Raw genomic sequence first — 16,504 nt, 5'->3', positions numbered from 1 at the left:
ACACCCCTATCTTGTAGGCGCTGCCTTCGCCAGCTCCTACAGAGTTTCAGGTCACAGGTGGGTACCGTTGAGCAGCCAGTCGAGCAACAGACTGCTGTTAGTCGCGGACGGTGTTTCGCGGGGTGTGGGATTGCGTGTGTTGCCCAGGCACAGGATCGGCCGGTCCGGATCGCTGTCGAGAAAACTCACCCACACTTCACTGCCCACGCTGGGCAATTCATCTGGCGCAATTCGACCGTTGGCCCGGGTCATGGCGATGGGTAGCCAGATGGCTTCGGTGTCGGTGTCGGCGACGGGGGGCGATTGCGGTTGCGATGGCCACAACCTGACGGCGATCCGCCCTTGCGCATCAAGCCGCGCAGGTTGTCCCGGAGTTCCCAGCACTTGCGCCAGGTGATAGCCCGCAATGCTCGGGCGCGGTTGCTGAAGTGGCGGGCGATAGTCGGTTGACCACGGTTGGGCAGTGAAATCGTTGTAGTAACGGTGCACCGTCGCCGCCGGGTCCAGAATCGATGGATGTTGCCCGTGATGGCGCAGGCGGGTGATGCGCCATTGTTCGTTGAATTGGCTGATCGGATGTTCCGTCACCTGCAACAAGTGCCCGCTGAACAAACCGATGCAGTCACTGCGGCCATTGATTGACCGGTGTTGGCAACGTTGTCGTTCCAGATGGCGACGACTGCGTTGTTCACTGTGTCGTTGCTGCGGCGAAGGCATCGGCAGTGACGGTTTTGACGGGGGCTGATTGGCCGCATCCCCGTCGGCAGTCTGTAGCCCTCGATTGCGCACGGCATGCAGCGTCGGGATGGGCGCGGCGTGGTGGTGCTGGTACAACGAGCTGACACAGGGCGAGGACGCTTGTTCATCCTCCATGAACGGCACCAGTGACGGTTCTTGCGGCAGACTCAGGCTGTCATCGGCGAACACGACAACGTGCCCGTCGGTGCTGTGCTCGAAGTGATAGTGGATGCCTTCTTCTTCGCAAAGCCTGTGTAGCAGCGCCAGATCGCTTTCCTCGAACTGCACGCAAAATGGACGCATCGGATACTGACCCACGGTCATTTCAATTCGGTAGCTGTCGGCCGGCAGGGCGTTTTCAGCGAGCAACCGTTCAAGAATCTGCGGCACGCTCAGTTGCACGAACACCCGCCGTTTGCTCGGCTGCGCCATCCGTTGCAGCGCCGGGACCACGATCAGTCGATAACCGATGCGGTGCGCTCCGCGATGTTCGCAACTGGCACTGTCGATCATGCCGTGAATGCCGTGATGGTCGTCCAGACGCAGAAATATCGGCTGCTGCACCAGCGTGCCCGGCGTCACGGCGGGGGCGAGGCCGATCAGTTCGATGTCGAAGCGGTAGGGTTGGTTGAGCGCTTCCTCGCCATTGAAACGCACCACCGGCAGGCATAATCCACTGTCGGTCAGGGTGAGGGTAAACGGACTTTCCTTGTCATTGAGCATTCGCACAGGCTCTGTCAGGCGATACGGGCCTCAGAGGGTACGAAACCGCAGCGCTGAATGGTCATGTCAAAGGTGGTTTTCAGAATCGCCCTACAAGGTCCGGCGAAGATGTCGATTCAACATTGGATTTTTTTGGTCGATTGCCGACTTTAGGCCGTATAAACTTGGCGCCACGCGTCGGCCAATAGATGTCTCGGCGCCACAGATCAAGAGAGTGAGTAATGGGCGCACAGTGGAAGGTTAAACACAAAGAAGCGGCATCCAATGCCAAGGGCAAGATCTTCGGCAAACTGGTGAAAGAAATCACCATTGCTGCGCGTAACGGTGCCGATACCGCGACCAACGCGCACCTGCGTCTGGTAGTCGAACAGGCCAAGAAAGCCTCGATGCCGAAAGAAACCCTCGACCGCGCAATCAAGAAAGGCGCGGGCCTGCTGGGCGAAACCGTGCAATACCACCGCGTGACCTACGAAGGTTTCGCCCCGCACCAGGTGCCGTTGATCGTCGAGTGCGTCACCGACAACATCAACCGCACCGTGGCGGAAATCCGCGTGGCGTTCCGCAAGGGCCAATTGGGCGCTTCCGGCTCGGTTGCCTGGGACTTCAACCACGTCGGCATGATCGAAGCCTCGGCAGACACTCCGGACGCCGATCCGGAAATGGCGGCGATCGAAGCCGGTGCCCAGGATTTTGAGCCGGGTGAAGAGGGCGCGACCCTGTTTATCACCGATCCGACCGACCTCGACGCGGTGCAGAAAGCCCTGCCGGAACAAGGCTTCACCGTGCTGTCGGCCAAGCTCGGCTACCAGCCGAAAAACCCGGTCAGCGGCTTGAGCGATGAGCAGATGGCTGAGGTTGAAGCGTTCCTCGAAGGCCTCGACAACCATGATGACGTGCAGGATATGTTTGTGGGTCTGGCTGGCTGATTTGTTTACTCAGTAGAGCCGCCACACAGGCAAGCCCGCTCCCACAGGTATGGCGTCGTGCACACACTATGTGATCGCCATAAACCCTGTGGGAGCTAGCCTGCCAGCGATTGACCGTACAGCGGTCACAGCTGTTGCAATACCTCAATCACCTCACTGAACCCCGGCCGCCCCAGCACATCGGCCTGAGAGCAACGCCGCGCCAGCTCTTCAAGCACCTCACGTCGCTCATTACTCAGTCCCGAGTCGATCCGCACCAGCAATTCTCCCAGCAAGACCCCGAACGCCCGTACTTCGATGCGTTGCAGGGCCCGCGTTTCCATGCTGTCGGTGGTGGAATGAAACGACGCTGCGCCGAAATCCCCCAGTAAACAGTCACCCTGATCGTTCAACAGAATGTTGTGTCCGTAGAGATCACCATGGGTGATGCCTTGTTGGTGCAGATGCTCCGCCGCCGATGCAATGCCCATGGCAATGCGCAGTGCAACCTGTGCGCTGAAGCGGCGATCGTCGGCATAGACATCCCGTGAGCAGGACGCCAGGCTCGGCAGTCCTGCCAGGTTGGCAAAGCTTGGATCGATCAGTTGCATGACCAAACCTTGCTGGCCGTCGGGAAGGCCGTGGATACGACCTTCAATTCGAATCAGATTCGGGTGCAACCCGGCCGTGATGCAGGCGTTCATTTCATGCAGTGGTGAGCCATCGCTGGTCATTTCGCCTTTGTACAGCTTCACCGCAACCGGCGTCACCGCACCATCGGCACGTTGCCAGGTCGCACGGGAAATGACCCCGGAGGCGCCTTCGCCCAGTTGTTGCTCCAGACGCAGCGCCGACCAGTCGATCTGCGGCGTGGCTTCAAGCGCCGCGGCGTCGGCTTCGGTTTCCAGCGGATTGCCGGCGTAGGCCAGCCACGTCAGGCTCGGCAACGTCAGCAGCCAGTGTGGCAACTCGGTCAACTGGTTGGCGGCGATGCGCAGCAGTTCCAGTCGGTGGCAATTACTCAGCGACGACGGCAGCGATTGCAGGCGATTGCCGGCCAGCATGAGTTTTTGCAGGTGCGCACGTTCACCCAGTTCGCTTGGCAAGGTGTCGATGCAGTTGTCCGTCAGGATCAGCCAGCGCAGCAGCGGTGGCAGGGCGGCGCCAGGGACGTCGGCGATGCGGTTGGCCTTGAAGCCAATCATCGTCAGCGCCGTGCATTGGCCAAGGCAGGCGGGCAGCGCGGTGAACTGGTTGTCGGAGCAGAACAGCACGCGCAATCGAGTCAGACGATGCAGGTCATCCGGCAGGCAACTCAAGGCGTTGCCGCTCAGATTGAGGATTTCCAGGGTGTCGGCCAGATCGAAGATTTCTGCCGGGAACTCGGTCAGGCCGCAGGACAGGTCCAGCCGCGTGATGCCCGACAATTCGCCGGCGCGCAATTGAGCAAGGGTATGCATGAAGGAATTCGCAAATAGAGGGGTCGCTGGGAATGGGCGACATGATAGCGGCAAAGCTGTGGTTTGAAATTTTATCGGATCTTGACGCGGCTTTAACTGTGGGAGTCCCACAGGGAATTGATGCCGGTCAGCCCGTGCTGTGTTCTTCCTGCAACTGCCCCAGCCGGCTGCGGGTGCGGGCCAGATCGATAACCTGACCTGCCAGGCTTTCGCTCAGTGGCAACCGACCGAGCAACGTCAGGTGTTTGTCCTGGTCGTAGAGCACGTCGATCAAATTGATGAACCGCTGCTGTGCGGCGATCGAGCATCCGCCCAGCTCCGGCAGCCCGTCGATGATCCAGTGGTCGAAGCGTCGGCACAATTGCAGATAGTCCATGACCGCCGTCGGCTGTTCACACAGATCAGCGAAGGTGAAGCCGACGCGTCGATCCTCGCAAAAACGTGCGCGAATCGGCCGGGTGCCAACGGTTAACGAAATGGCTGGTGCATCTCCCGTCGGCAGGTTCAGCGCCTCACGCTGAGCGGGCGTGGCTGGCCACACGTAGCGTCCCTGAGTGAAAACCTGATGCGCATGGTTGCGCATCTGACTGCGGTAGTCGTGAGGGCCACCGACCTCCATGACCTGCATGCGCGAGTTGATCAGCTCGATCACCGGTTTGAATCGCGCATGGTAAAGCGGATTGGGCAGCAGGCCTTCGGGCGGATAGTTAGAGGTCACCAACAGCAGAATCCGCCGCTGGAACAGTGCTTTGAACAGGCGGGTGATAAGCATTGCGTCGCCAATGTCATGCACATGAAACTCGTCGAAACACAGTACCCGACAGTCCAGCAGTAGTTCATCCAGCGTTATGGCCAACGCATCGTCCTGTTCGCGATGGCTGAACATGCCTTGATGCAACTGCGCGAAAAACTCATGGAAATGCAGGCGGCGTTTCTGCGTGATCGGCAGCGCCTGAAAGAAGCCATCCAGCAGCCAACTCTTGCCGCGCCCCACGCTGCCGTGCAGATACAGGCTCGGTGGGGTTGGCGCTGTTGCGTCGAACAACAGACTGGCCTGCTGCGCCATGCAGTCGATCACTCGCAGCTGGCTGTGGCTGAGGGTGTAACCCTGGCCGTTGGCCTTGTGGCGGAAGTAATCGCGGATCAACTGGGCGCTGGCGTCATGGCCTGCTTTGGCAGGCGTGCCTTTACCGAACAAACGGCGCAGCACCGGCCAGCGCTGGGTCAGTCGCGATCGTTTCGGCGGATGGGCGGGCACTTTGGTTTACTCCGTGTTCAGCGAGCCGGCGCCCAGGAGCGCCGCGGCGTAGTTTAACCGGGCGCGCCGCTGGCCTGCTACCGTGCGCGTCGATGGCATTTTGCACGGCGGCGTTGGTGAGGTTCGCTACACGGCTGGCAACGTGGAGCTGCCGCAGTGCGCGCGGATCGAAAGTCTGGCCGAAGTGCCACGGGTCAGTCGCTATTCGGATTTGCTGGACGTCATGGTCACGTGGTGCTGGATGTGGGCTTTTGAACCGACCACTCCTGCGTTGGCTTTCAGAATTGCAGCGATTGCTTGAGCAGTGGCGCGGCCGGCGTATCAACCGGGCTGACCATCGCATAGTTGTAACCACCGCCTGACCAGTAGTCAGCCTGCAAATCCCCATCACTGCGACTGCCCCTCGGCAAGAAAGTGTTTTTCGGCCCAGGCGGTCGCACATAAAAACTGACCTTGTGCCCACTCGCAGCTTCATACATCACCATCGCCGCCGGCCCTTCATCGGTACTCAGCAAGCGCCCGCTGACGGGCTCAAACCCCGCCGCCGTCAAATCTGGCAAGCGACTGACCTGAGTGAAATAACGATCAAGCCAGCGCTGCATGTCGCCAGCACCATCGACCTTGTAATCCGCGGGCAGCATGCCTTGCTGGGCAATCAACCGATAGGCCTGCAGGGCGTCGGTCATGGGTAACGCGGAGGCTCGCACGAGGGTCATTTCCCGTGCCTGCCAACCGCTGAAACCACCGACGCTCACCGCGATCAGTAGCACCGCCGCGCTGGCCAGATGGCGGCGCGACTGACGCTGGCGGCGCAGACGAATCATCGCCGGATCAAGCGCCGGATTGGCCGGTTGCTGCAATGCACCGCTCATTGCCGCACGCAGTTGCTGGGCGTCCTGTTGCCAGCCACGAACCTGCGCGGCTTCGTCTGGATGGCTGGCCAGCCAGGTTTCCAGCACGCGCCGGTCGGTGTCGCTGAGTTGGTGGTCGACGTAGGCGTGCAGGTCACGCTCGCTGGGAGGCATGCTGATCATTTGAGTATCCGCAAAGAAGGACTGATGATTTCGCCGTCGCTGAGTTGGCGCAAAGCCTGGCGGGCGCGGGACAGGCGCGACATCACGGTGCCGATCGGGGTGTCGAGAATCTCGGCGACCTCTTTATAGGAAAGGCCTTCAACCGAGACCATCAGCAGCAGCGCGCGCTGTTCGCTGGGCAGTCGGTCGAACGCTTGCAGGGTCGATTGGGCGATCACGGTGCGCTCGGTCGACGGTTCGGCATCGTCGCGACCGGTGAAAAACTCGAGCATCCGCGCGTGACGGCGCGAGCGGCGATGGGCATCGAGAAACTGCCGGTAGAGGATCGAAAACAGCCAGGCCCGCAGATCACCGTCAGCGCGCTTGCCGCCCCAACTCGACAGGGCCCGCTCAAGGCACGCCTGCACCAGATCGTCGGCGCTGCTGCTATTGCGCGTCAACGAAACGGCAAAGCGCCGTAGCCTGGGGATCAGTTCACGCAGTTGTTCGTCTAGCTCGTTCATGGCGAGGGGCTGCTCTTTGCCGAAAGGCGATGTTGATAAGAAAGACGTCCCTCAAGGATGGTTATTCCATCCGCCGATTTGAAAATTTTTTCTCCCTTCTTCGTAGGATAGTTCGCTGCGATTTGTAAGCCGTGTAATGGATTCAACTTTCCCTGCTCAACCCATTCGTCAATCACGTTGGCTATCGGCGCAACCCAAGGATGCGGAGCCGAACGTGAAAAAAGAAATCGTTGAAAAAAGGAAAGGGAAATCTCATGCAAGCATTTGCGATGAATAACCGGTCGACATCGAACGCGGAGCCGAATCCGTTCGTTGAGTCCAACCCATGGCAACGCTTCGGCTGCGGTCCGAGCGTCCAGCCTGACGCTACGTTGATCCATCGCGCAATCGAACTGCAAGCAGCTGGCCGGCCTGAAGCAATCGCGGCCGAATATCAGGGCCAGTCCATCACTTACGGCGAGTTGAACCGCCAGGCCAATCGACTCGCCACGACGTTGCTCAAGCAAGGTGTGGGCCCGGGCGATCATGTGGCGCTGTTTGTCGAGCGTTCGATCCCGATGCTGGTGGGCATGCTGGCCGTGCTGAAAACCGGGGCGGCCTATATTCCTCAACACGTCGGCATCACCCCCGCTGCGCAGCTGAGTCATATCATGGCGGTCGCTCAGGTTCGGGTCGTACTGACACTGTCCGAACTGGCGCGGGCGATTCCTCTGACCACGGATCAACAGTGCATCCACCTGGATGAATTCATTCAGGTGCCGAGTGTCGCCAGCGACGACTTGAACAGGTGTGGCACGACGTCATCGCCGGACTCACTGTGCTTTGTCCTGTTCACCTCGGGTACAACCGGACTGCCCAATGGCGTTCGCGTGACGCAGCGTAATGTGTGCAATATTTTGCTGACCGAGCCCGGCAATCTTGGTATGCAGCCGGGCCTGAAGGTCGGCCAGATCCTGAACATCGCTTTTGATATGGCGGCCTGGGAAGTGCTGGGTTGTCTGGCCAACGGAGCAACGCTGTTGATCCGCGGCAAAGACATCGCGCAAACCGCCGAGCGTTGTGACGTGCTGATTGCGACACCGTCGATTCTCGCTACGCTCGATCCTGCCCGTTGCAGTCAGGTAAAAGTGGTTGCTCTGGCTGGCGAGCCCTGCCCACAACCGCTGGCGGATCGTTGGGCGGCGTTTTGCACTTTTTATAATGCCTGTGGGCCGACCGAGACCACCATCGTCAATACCATGCAGCACTATCGCGGCGCGGGTGCGTTGACGATCGGCAAGCCAACGCCCAACAACACGGTTTATGTACTCGACGACGCCGGCCAGCTTTGCGCTCCGGGCGAGCAGGGAGAAATGTGGGCGGGCGGTGACTGCGTGACCGCCGGTTATCTGGGAAATCCGCAACTGACCAACGAACGCTATCGGCCCGATCCGTTTCTGGGGCAGGGACGTTTGATGTTCCGTACCCGGGATCTGGGACGCTGGACGGCGGACGGTGAGCTGGAACACCTGGGGCGTGTCGATGATCAGGTCAAGGTCAGGGGGTTTCGGGTGGAACTTGACTCGGTGTCAGCGGCACTGGAGTCTGCGCCGGACTGTGAGCGCGCGGTCACCCTCAAGCTCGACAGTCGCCATCTGGTGGCCTTCGTCTATCCCGCCATCACAGACGTTGAAGTCGCGCGAAAACGTTGCGAAGAGCGCCTGGCTTATTATTGCGTGCCATCGTTGATTCTCGCTGTGGATCATATTCCGCTGACATCCCGAGGCAAGGTCGACAAGCGCTTGTTGCTCCAGTGGGCTGTGGCACATCAGGTAAAACACGCTCGCGACGAGCAGCAGGTGCAGGCATGAACGGCACCGATTCGACGATCGTGTTACCGGCCCGGCGCGCATTGTGGCGACGTTTGGGAACGCTGCCGATGTTCTCGCATTACAACCGTCTGGTGTTGCTGGTGTTCGCCGGCAACATTGCAGCCCTGGTTTACGGTTTGAACATCGGGCGGTGGTGGTCGACTTCAGGCGTTGCTTTGCAAACCCTGTCCGGGTTGGTCGTCGCGAACTTGTCGATGGCGATACTGATTCGGCAGCAGTACGTCATCAATGGCTTGTTCTGGCTGGCGACCCGGGCGCCGACGTCCTGGCCGCTGGCGATTCGCCGGTCGTTGGCCAAGGTCTACCATTTCGGTGGTCTGCACAGCGGTGGCGCGATGGCAGCCATTGTTTGGTTTGCGCTGTTGTTCGGCTCGATGGTCTGGCTGAAATTTGAAGGCCCGGGCGGCGTTTCGTTGACCCTGATCGGGCTGAGCGGTGGTTTGCTCGTGCTGCTTTTACTGGTGGCGATCATGGCGCTGCCGATCATTCGCGCGCGTTTTCATAATGCTTTCGAGCGCACCCACCGCTTCGCCGGTTGGGCCGCGCTCGCGATGTTCTGGGCGATGACACTGGTGTTTGTCAGGGAGCAACATCCCACGGCTGCGCTGACGGATGTCCTCTTGCGATCTGCCTCTTTCTGGATGCTGTTGCTCGTGACATTCAGCATTACTTTGCCGTGGCTGCGGTTGCGCCAAGTCCCTGTCAGTGTGGTGCCGCTTTCCTCCCACGCGGTGATAGTCCGGTTCGATCACCACACACCGTTTGCCGGTTCAGCCACTGCGATCAGTCGCAACCCACTGTGGGAATGGCATTCGTTCGCCAATATTCCTGCGCCGGGGGAGGAAGGTTTCCGACTGATCATTTCCCGGGCGGGCGACTGGACGGGCGATTTCATCGAGCAGGCGCCGACCCACGTCTGGGTCAAAGGCATTACGACCGCAGGGGTGGCGCACATTGATACGTTGTTCAAAGCAGTGGTGTATATCGCCACCGGCAGCGGGGTTGGCCCGGTGCTGCCGCACTTGTTGGCCAAACAGATACCCATCCGCCTGATCTGGTCGACCCGAAGTCCCAGAGCCACTTATGGCGACGCATTGGTGGACGAAATTCTCGCGGCGCAGCCCGATGCACTGATCTGGGACACCGATGTGTCAGGCAAACCGGACCTGGTGAAGCTGGCGTATTGCGCGGTGCAGTCGTTCGGCGCGGAGGCAGTGATTTGCATATCCAATCAGACATTGACGGAACGCGTGGTCGAGGAAATGGAATCCAGGGGTATTCCTGCTTACGGCGCTATTTGGGATTCCTGACACCGCGTCGATATTTTTCTTAGTGTTACTTAATCCAAGGAAGGCAATGAACATGAACATATCGATCGAAAAACTGGGACGCGTTGTGCTGATCCGGCTCAATCGCCCACGAGCCCGCAATGCCCTGAGCCAGCAAATGATGGGTGAATTGCTCGATTCCCTGAGAGGTCTGGACAATGATCCGGGTGTCGGTTGTTTCGTTATTACCGGTACGAATGAGTACTTTGCTGCCGGCGCTGATATCAAGGAAATGTACGCAAAGACCTGTCTGGAAATGATTGAGCAGGACTACTTCGCCGGTTGGGATGCCTTCGCCGGGTTCAAGACTCCGAAAGTGGCTGCAGTGGCGGGGTATGCCTATGGCGGCGGCTGTGAGTTGGCCATGATGTGCGATGTGCTCATCGCCGCCGAGTCAGCGCAATTTGCGTTGCCTGAGATCACGCTCGGCGTCATGCCGGGCATGGGCGGAACCCAGCGTCTGACACGCGCTATCGGTCGGGCAAAAGCCATGGACATGATCCTGACCGGACGCTCGATCAGTGCTCGGGAGGCCGAGCAGGCGGGGTTGGTGTCGCGCGTGACAGCCGCCGATGACTTGCTTGAACAGGCGCTGGCGGTTGCGCAGCAGATTGCCGGGTTTCCACGAACGGCGACATTGGCCGCGCGTGAAGCGGTGGATCGCGCTCAGGAAGTCGGGCTGCGCGAAGGCATCCTGTTCGAGCGTCGAGTGTTTCACGGCTTGTTCGCCACACAGGGGCAAAAAGAAGGCATGCAGGCATTTTTGGAGAAGCGCACGCCACGTTTTGAGCAGATTTAACCTGCTCAACGCATCAGTAAACGCAGTGACCTGAAAGAAACTACAGTTCAAAGGGAATAATCCTACGAGGCGTGCGTCTCATAGCACCTTTCCCTATGGCCGATGGCCCTGGAGTCTTTCATGGTTGATCGCAGCTCACCCAACGCGGCACCACCCGGCGGGCCGCAGCGCCCGCCATTAAGTGCCGCGAGCCTGGTATTGCGTCTTGGCGCCATTGCTGTGGTAGTCGCCGCCGTGGCCGGGGCTTTTGCCTACGTTAATGGCACCTTTGACCCACAACGTCTGACGCCCAAAGCGCTGGTCGATGTGTTGGAGAAGAACAACGGCGTGCATCCCGGGTTTCGCCGTAATCACGCCAAAGGCGTGTGCGTGATCGGGCATTTTGAGAGCAGTGGCGAGGCGCGAGTGTTCTCCACCGCGCAGGTGTTCAATGATCCGCGCACGCCAGTGGTCGGGCGTTTCGCGCTGCCGGCGGGCAATCCTTATGCACCGGACAGCAGCGTGCCGATCCGCAGCCTGGCGCTGCGATTCACTCAGGCCAATGGTCAGCAATGGCGCACCGGGATGAACAGCATGCCGGTGTTTCCGGTTGGCACGCCTGAGGCGTTCTATCAGTTGCAACAGGCACAGTCGCCGGATCCGGCCACCGGCAAACCGGATCCGACCAAGGTGCCAGCCTTTTTTGCAGCGCACCCGGAAGCCGTGCCGTTTCTGACGTGGGTGAAGACCGCCAAGCCGTCTGCCAGTTACGCCACTGAAACGTATAACAGCGTCAACGCGTTCTATCTGGTGGACGCCAGTGGCAAAAAACAGGCCGTGCGCTGGAGCATGAAACCCTTGGCGCAGGACGCTGCGGGTGCCACTGCGCCTGAGGGGGGCGATTTTCTGGAGAAAGACCTGGTGCAACGATTGGCCTCCGCACCGTTGCGTTTTCAGTTGAACATTACCTTGGCCAATGCCGATGACCCGGTGAACGACGCCAGCAAAGCCTGGCCAGAGGGGCGCAGGGTTCTGAACGCCGGCACTTTGGTGCTGGAGCGAACCCAACCGCAACTGAGCGGCGAGTGCCGCGACATCAACTACGATCCGCTGGTGCTGCCGGCCGGGATTCAAGGTTCCGACGATCCGTTGCTTGCGGCTCGCTCCGCCGGTTACGCCGATTCCTACCTGCGACGCACCAGCGAAGTCAGCCAGTTGCCCGCCGCCAAACAGGAGGCTCGTCCATGAGCGCTCAACCGACTCATTTCGCGCTGCTGGCGCGGCTGCTGCATTGGCTGATGGCGCTGATGATCATCGCCATGCTGTTTATTGGCGCCGGCATGGTCACTTCGGTTTCCGAGCGGCATGAATGGCTGATCCATCTGCACAAGCCATTGGGTATTGCGATTCTGGCGCTGGTGATCGTGCGTCTTCTGGTGCGGTTTTCCACTCGGCAACCGCCGCTGCCCGCCGATTTGCCGAACTGGCAAGTGATGGCGGCCAAGGCTTCGCATGTATTGCTGTATGCGCTGATGCTGGTGTTGCCGTTGCTCGGGTGGGCGATGATCAGTGCGTCGGGCGAACCGGTGATGCTCAGCAGCTCGCTGCTGTTACCGTCAATTGTGCCGGCCGATGCGCAGTTGTTTGCGTTGCTGCGCAAGGCCCATGGGTATCTGGCATATCTGTTGTTCCTGACAGTGCTGCTGCACCTGGCGGCGGCGCTGTTCCATGGCTGGGTGCGCCGCGACGAGGTGCTCGACAGCATGTTGCGCGGGCGTGATCGCCGTTAGCCTGCCTGAGTGGCGCATTGTGAAGATGCGCCACTTCTCAGCGTCAGGTACCAGTACGCCAACGCCAGGGCATTGATGCCCGCGCCCAGCCAGCACACGCCGATCCATCCGGCCCACGCATACATGGCGGTAGAGCCGATCGAACCCAGCGCGCTGCCGATCGAATAGAACAACATGTAACCGGCGGTGAGGCGGCTTTGTGCTTCCGGGCGCACGCTATAGATCATGCTTTGGCTGGTGACGTGCACGGCTTGCAAGCCCAGATCGAGGGTGATTACGCCAAGTAGCAACGCCCACAGCGAAGATTGGGTGAGGGCGATCGGCAGCCACGAGCCGAGCATCAACAACAGCGATAACCCACTGACCCACTGGCCGAGACCTCGATCAGCCAAATGCCCGGCGCGGGCGGCGGCCAGCGCGCCTGCGGCACCGGCAAGTCCGAACAAGCCAATTTCGCTGTGGGAAAGTGACAGCGGCGGGGCGGCTAGCGGTAGGACCATCGGCGTCCACAGCACCATGGCGCTGGCGAAAGTCAGCAGGGCGAGCATTGCGCGCTGACGCAGAACGGGTTCTTCCCTGAACAAACCAAAAACCGAGATGATCAATGCACGATAGGTTGTCGTCGGCTGTGGACGTTCTTTTTTTGGCAGCACGTGAAACAGCAGTAAAGCGATCAACAACGTCAGCCCCGCCGACAGCAGATAAATTGCCCGCCATCCAGCCAGATCGGCCATGGCGCCTGCGACCGTGCGCGCCAGCAAGATGCCGACCACGATGCCGCTGGTGACCACGCCAACCACGCGCCCGCGTTGTGCCGGGATCGCCAGCGTCGCTGCATAAGCCACTAATACTTGCGTTACCACGGCGAGCAGACCGGTCAAGGTCATGCCGATCAATAGCCACAGGCTGCTGGGTGCCAGCGCGATCATCAGCAACGCCGCGGCCGATAGCAGCGTCTGTGCGACGATCAATCGTCGTCGGTTGAGCAAATCGCCAAGTGGCACGAGCAATACCAGGCCGACGCCGTAACCGACCTGAGTCAGGGTAATCACGATGCCAATGGTTGCCGGCGACATGGCAAACGCTTCGGCCATCGCGTCGAGCAGCGGTTGCGCGTAATACACATTGCCCACGGCCAGACCACAGGCAACGGCAAAGAGCAGTATCACGCTGTTGTTGAGTGAATGAGGTTTCATACCCGGCTTCCTTTTAGGTTTCAAATTAAAACCAGAATCACGATATGTAATCTGGTTTCGTTTTGCAACCTGATCGAGCAAGGCTGTGCATTGCACAAAACAAAAGATCGCAGGCAAGCTGCGATCTTTTGCGGATTACCGAGAGCGGGGGATCAACGCAGTGTGTCGACCATGTCGGCAATGGTGGTCAGCACATCTTTGCCCAATTGCTTGGAGCGTTTGCCCGACCAGCCGGTGTGTTGATCTGGATGGTCGTCGTGATCCTTGAACGGCATTTCCAGCGTCAGCGACAGGCAATCGTACTTCTGACCGACGCTGTTGCACGCCAGGGTCATGTTGGCCTGGCCCGGTTCGTCGCGGGTGTAGCCGTACTTGGTCTGGAAGTCTTTGGTGGTGTGTTTCAAGTGATTGCGGAAATGTTCTTCGAGCTTCTCGATCCGTGGTGTGTAGCCCGGATTGCCTTCACAACCGGCGGTAAACACGTGCGGGATGGTTTCATCGCCATGGGCGTCGAGAAACAGATCGACACCGTATTTTTCCATCTGCTGCTGCACGAAAAGCACTTCAGGGCTGACGTCCTGAGTGGCGTTCTGCCAGGCGCGGTTCAAGTCCTGGCCCATGGCATTGGTGCGCAGGTGACCATGGAACGCGCCGTCCGGGTTCATGTTCGGCACCAGGTAAAGATCGGCGCTGGCGAGCAATTTGTTCATGACCGGATCATCGTGTCTTTCCAGGCGCTCGATCACGCCTTCCATGAACCATTCGGCCATGTGTTCACCCGGGTGTTGCTGGGCGATGATCCAGATTTTGCGCTGGCCTTCGGCGCCTGTGCCTTTGCGCAGCAATTGGATATCGCGGCCTTCGACGCTCTTGCCGGTGGCCAGCAGTTCGGTGCCGGCTTTGGTCAGGGCCTGCTCGATCAGCCAGTCGTGACGGCCACGGCTGTAAGGTTCGAAGTAGGCGAACCAGGCGTGGGTCTGGGTGGCTTCAAGGGAGAAACGCAGGCAGTCGCCTTCGAAGATCGTCGGCACACGGAACCAGTTGACGTGATCATAGGAGGCCACTGCCTGATAGCCTGGCCAGCCTTTGCTGTAAGTCGATTGGCTGGCGTTGTTCAGGCGAAACCAGTGCTCCTGGCCGACATGCAAACCGCTGGCCTTGAAGTGAAACCACTGGAAATGCGCGCTGCGGGTGTCCGGGCGGATGGCCAGAACCGGGTTGAGCGGATTACTGATATCGATGACTTGGATATTGCCGCTGTCGAAATTGGCGCTGATGTCGAACGAAGATTTGGCCACGGTCATAATCGGTTCCTGAATATGATTTTTATGGCCGTTACTTTACACACAAGATGGACGTGAAACCGAGTGCAATTGTGGTGTGGAGGCGGGGGCGTCCTCCATGACGCGGATGCAGCTTAGAGTGTATGCGATTGATTCTCAAGTGCTATCTGTTGTTAGTTTTACCCAATGCAGCCGGGCTTGCCTTGCCAATCGATATTCTTTTGATATTATCCGCGCCATCGAATTTGCAGCATCTAAAGACTTCATTAGCCTGAAGCTATAAGCCCAAAAAATGGGCAAAAAAAGACCCGGCAAAAAGCCGGGTCAAAAACCGTGATTAGCCTGATGAGGAGATAGTCCAGAAGACCGACCTAAGGTCTCTGGTCCATCGACTGATCTCGCGACCAGCTGCATGCAATAATAATCATTATCATTTGCAAGTCAAATGTTTTCATCTGCACGATTGGAAAATTCTTTCCTCTCGCGCCTTCAGGTTTCCTCGCCATCAAGCGAGTGGTCGACCATCGCCCGCGCCATATCCACCATATGCACCACCGAAAATGCCAGGTCACGGCTCGCGCCCTGCAGGTTTTCTGCTGCCTTGAACGCGGTGGCTGCTGCGCATCGCAGTAGATCCGAGGCGTGCACCAGCGCTTCCTCGCCGCTGAGATGGCGCCTCACATCGAAGAAGCGCTCATCGACTTCGGGCTCTGACACAGCCGGTTTCAAGTAATAGTCCAGTGCTCGTTGTGCCGCGGCGTTGCCTTGTGGCGAGGTGAACGTGGTGTCCATTTGCAGATCGGGCAAGTCTTTGCTGCTGATATTCATGATGACGGCCACTCCTTGTTCGATTGAAAATCCGTGCTTTCAGAATAGTACGAAGTGTAGTTGTGACTAAAAATTAAATACTACAATTTGTGTTTTGTTGTGCGGAAGGCCTCCGCGTAAGGTGCTGCACATGGATAAATGGATTGAGTTGGTCAAGGCCAAGATGAGTGAACTCAAAATCACTCAAACAGTGCTCGGAGAGCGCGTCGGTATGTCCCAGGGAGGGATCGGTCATTGGCTGAACAAACGTAGGGAACCGGGCATCACTGAAATGAATCGCGTGCTGCATGCGCTGGGCATGGAATATCTGGAAGTGGTGGTACTGATCCGCGAGCAGCAGGAGACGCCGGAGGATGAGATGCCGCTGGCGCAGAAGTACAACCCGTACTTCCGTTACCCTGTCAGTGACTGGCGAGCGCCGTGCGAGGTGCGCGAAAGCGGACAGCCAGCCTATGCGCCCGCGCCCGATAAACAACGCTTCGAATTGACGGATTACCACGCCCGAGGTGCTGCGTTCTGGCTGACGGTGACGGGGGATTCGATGACCGCGCCCAGTGGCATAAGCATTGCTGAAGGCATGCTGATTCTGGTGGATCCAGAGGTGGAGGCGGTGCCCGGCAAGCTGGTGATCGCGCAGTGGCCGGGAAGCGACGAAGCGATTTTTCGAAAACTCGACGAAGAGGGCGGCCAGCGCTACCTGGTGCCGCTCAATCCGACCTGGCCGAAAGCCCTGTTTACCGATGAGTGTCGAATTATCGGCGTAGTGGTTCAGGCAACGGCGCGTTTTTAGTCAGATCGATCCTCGCCAG

15 protein-coding genes and 1 pseudogene are annotated in these 16,504 nt (G+C 59.2%); 8 read left to right on the top strand and 8 right to left on the bottom strand.

The window, feature by feature from the left end; all coding sequences use genetic code 11:
* Window positions 1-51: 51 nt before the first annotated feature.
* On the bottom strand, window positions 52-1,461 hold the full coding sequence (locus tag AB4P97_RS13035; protein WP_395602792.1) for a type VI secretion system Vgr family protein: 1,410 nt from the start codon (window positions 1,459-1,461) through the stop codon (window positions 52-54).
* Between the two features lie 221 nt (window positions 1,462-1,682).
* Here AB4P97_RS13035 and AB4P97_RS13030 point away from each other — a divergent pair, with 221 nt between their 5' ends.
* Window positions 1,683-2,387, top strand: a complete 705-nt coding sequence (locus tag AB4P97_RS13030; RefSeq protein WP_042559931.1) for a YebC/PmpR family DNA-binding transcriptional regulator — start codon at window positions 1,683-1,685, stop codon at window positions 2,385-2,387.
* Between the two features lie 125 nt (window positions 2,388-2,512).
* Here AB4P97_RS13030 and AB4P97_RS13025 read toward each other — a convergent pair whose 3' ends face one another.
* Together AB4P97_RS13025 and zapE are read right to left on the bottom strand one after the other, a co-directional pair.
* Window positions 2,513-3,826, bottom strand: coding sequence for a leucine-rich repeat-containing protein kinase family protein (locus AB4P97_RS13025; RefSeq protein ID WP_395602791.1), 1,314 nt, complete (start codon window positions 3,824-3,826; stop codon window positions 2,513-2,515).
* 127 nt (window positions 3,827-3,953) lie between these two features.
* The gene (zapE, locus tag AB4P97_RS13020; RefSeq protein ID WP_395602790.1) at window positions 3,954-5,084 is read right to left on the bottom strand and encodes a cell division protein ZapE; all 1,131 of its coding nucleotides are present in this window, start codon (window positions 5,082-5,084) and stop codon (window positions 3,954-3,956) included.
* Between the two features lie 73 nt (window positions 5,085-5,157).
* Between zapE and AB4P97_RS13015 the strand changes: the two are divergent.
* Window positions 5,158-5,319: pseudogene (locus AB4P97_RS13015) on the top strand (SCPU domain-containing protein); the annotation flags it as partial.
* 43 nt (window positions 5,320-5,362) lie between these two features.
* On the opposite strand, the gene AB4P97_RS13010 reads toward AB4P97_RS13015, so the two are convergent.
* Together AB4P97_RS13010 and AB4P97_RS13005 are read right to left on the bottom strand one after the other, a co-directional pair.
* Window positions 5,363-6,118: an anti-sigma factor family protein gene (locus tag AB4P97_RS13010; protein WP_395602789.1), complete on the bottom strand. Its 756-nt coding sequence runs from the start codon at window positions 6,116-6,118 to the stop codon at window positions 5,363-5,365.
* Window positions 6,115-6,621, bottom strand: a complete 507-nt coding sequence (locus AB4P97_RS13005) for a sigma-70 family RNA polymerase sigma factor (protein ID WP_042559927.1) — start codon at window positions 6,619-6,621, stop codon at window positions 6,115-6,117. Before AB4P97_RS13005 ends, AB4P97_RS13010 begins: the two co-directional genes overlap by 4 nt.
* Window positions 6,622-6,890: 269 nt before the next feature.
* Here AB4P97_RS13005 and AB4P97_RS13000 point away from each other — a divergent pair, with 269 nt between their 5' ends.
* The 5 genes from AB4P97_RS13000 to AB4P97_RS12980 all read left to right on the top strand — a co-directional run bounded on the left by AB4P97_RS13000 (window position 6,891) and on the right by AB4P97_RS12980 (window position 12,388).
* The gene (locus tag AB4P97_RS13000) at window positions 6,891-8,471 is read left to right on the top strand and encodes an amino acid adenylation domain-containing protein (RefSeq protein WP_395602942.1); all 1,581 of its coding nucleotides are present in this window, start codon (window positions 6,891-6,893) and stop codon (window positions 8,469-8,471) included.
* Window positions 8,468-9,802, top strand: a complete 1,335-nt coding sequence (locus AB4P97_RS12995; RefSeq protein WP_395602788.1) for a hypothetical protein — start codon at window positions 8,468-8,470, stop codon at window positions 9,800-9,802. The genes AB4P97_RS13000 and AB4P97_RS12995 overlap by 4 nt, the downstream gene beginning before the upstream one ends.
* A 52-nt stretch (window positions 9,803-9,854) precedes the next feature.
* The gene (locus tag AB4P97_RS12990; RefSeq protein WP_395602787.1) at window positions 9,855-10,619 is read left to right on the top strand and encodes an enoyl-CoA hydratase-related protein; all 765 of its coding nucleotides are present in this window, start codon (window positions 9,855-9,857) and stop codon (window positions 10,617-10,619) included.
* A 120-nt stretch (window positions 10,620-10,739) separates the two neighbouring features.
* Window positions 10,740-11,846 carry a catalase family peroxidase gene (locus AB4P97_RS12985; RefSeq protein WP_047301989.1) on the top strand — a complete coding sequence of 369 codons (1,107 nt, stop codon included), beginning with the start codon at window positions 10,740-10,742 and terminating at the stop codon, window positions 11,844-11,846.
* Window positions 11,843-12,388 carry a cytochrome b gene (locus AB4P97_RS12980; RefSeq protein ID WP_047301987.1) on the top strand — a complete coding sequence of 182 codons (546 nt, stop codon included), beginning with the start codon at window positions 11,843-11,845 and terminating at the stop codon, window positions 12,386-12,388. Before AB4P97_RS12985 ends, AB4P97_RS12980 begins: the two co-directional genes overlap by 4 nt.
* Here the strand turns inward: AB4P97_RS12980 and AB4P97_RS12975 are convergent.
* The 3 genes from AB4P97_RS12975 to AB4P97_RS12965 form a co-directional block, all read right to left on the bottom strand.
* Window positions 12,385-13,584: an MFS transporter gene (locus AB4P97_RS12975; protein ID WP_115147305.1), complete on the bottom strand. Its 1,200-nt coding sequence runs from the start codon at window positions 13,582-13,584 to the stop codon at window positions 12,385-12,387. The genes AB4P97_RS12980 and AB4P97_RS12975 overlap by 4 nt on opposite strands.
* Window positions 13,585-13,736: 152 nt before the next feature.
* The gene (locus tag AB4P97_RS12970) at window positions 13,737-14,888 is read right to left on the bottom strand and encodes a M14-type cytosolic carboxypeptidase (RefSeq protein ID WP_395602786.1); all 1,152 of its coding nucleotides are present in this window, start codon (window positions 14,886-14,888) and stop codon (window positions 13,737-13,739) included.
* Window positions 14,889-15,356: 468 nt separating this feature from the next.
* The gene (locus AB4P97_RS12965; protein WP_042559920.1) at window positions 15,357-15,695 is read right to left on the bottom strand and encodes a DUF6124 family protein; all 339 of its coding nucleotides are present in this window, start codon (window positions 15,693-15,695) and stop codon (window positions 15,357-15,359) included.
* Window positions 15,696-15,825: 130 nt separating this feature from the next.
* On the opposite strand from AB4P97_RS12965, the gene AB4P97_RS12960 reads away from it, so the two are divergent.
* Window positions 15,826-16,485 (top strand): LexA family transcriptional regulator, encoded by a 660-nt coding sequence (locus AB4P97_RS12960; protein WP_042559919.1) that lies wholly within the window; start codon window positions 15,826-15,828, stop codon window positions 16,483-16,485.
* The last annotated feature ends 19 nt before the right edge of the window (window positions 16,486-16,504 follow it).

It is taken from the genome of Pseudomonas sp. A1230 (assembly GCF_044218825.1).
Classification (GTDB): Bacteria; Pseudomonadota; Gammaproteobacteria; order Pseudomonadales; family Pseudomonadaceae; genus Aquipseudomonas; species Aquipseudomonas iridis.
The sequence above is the reverse complement of the archived record's forward strand: the minus strand, read 5'-3'. Positions and strand labels throughout refer to the sequence as shown.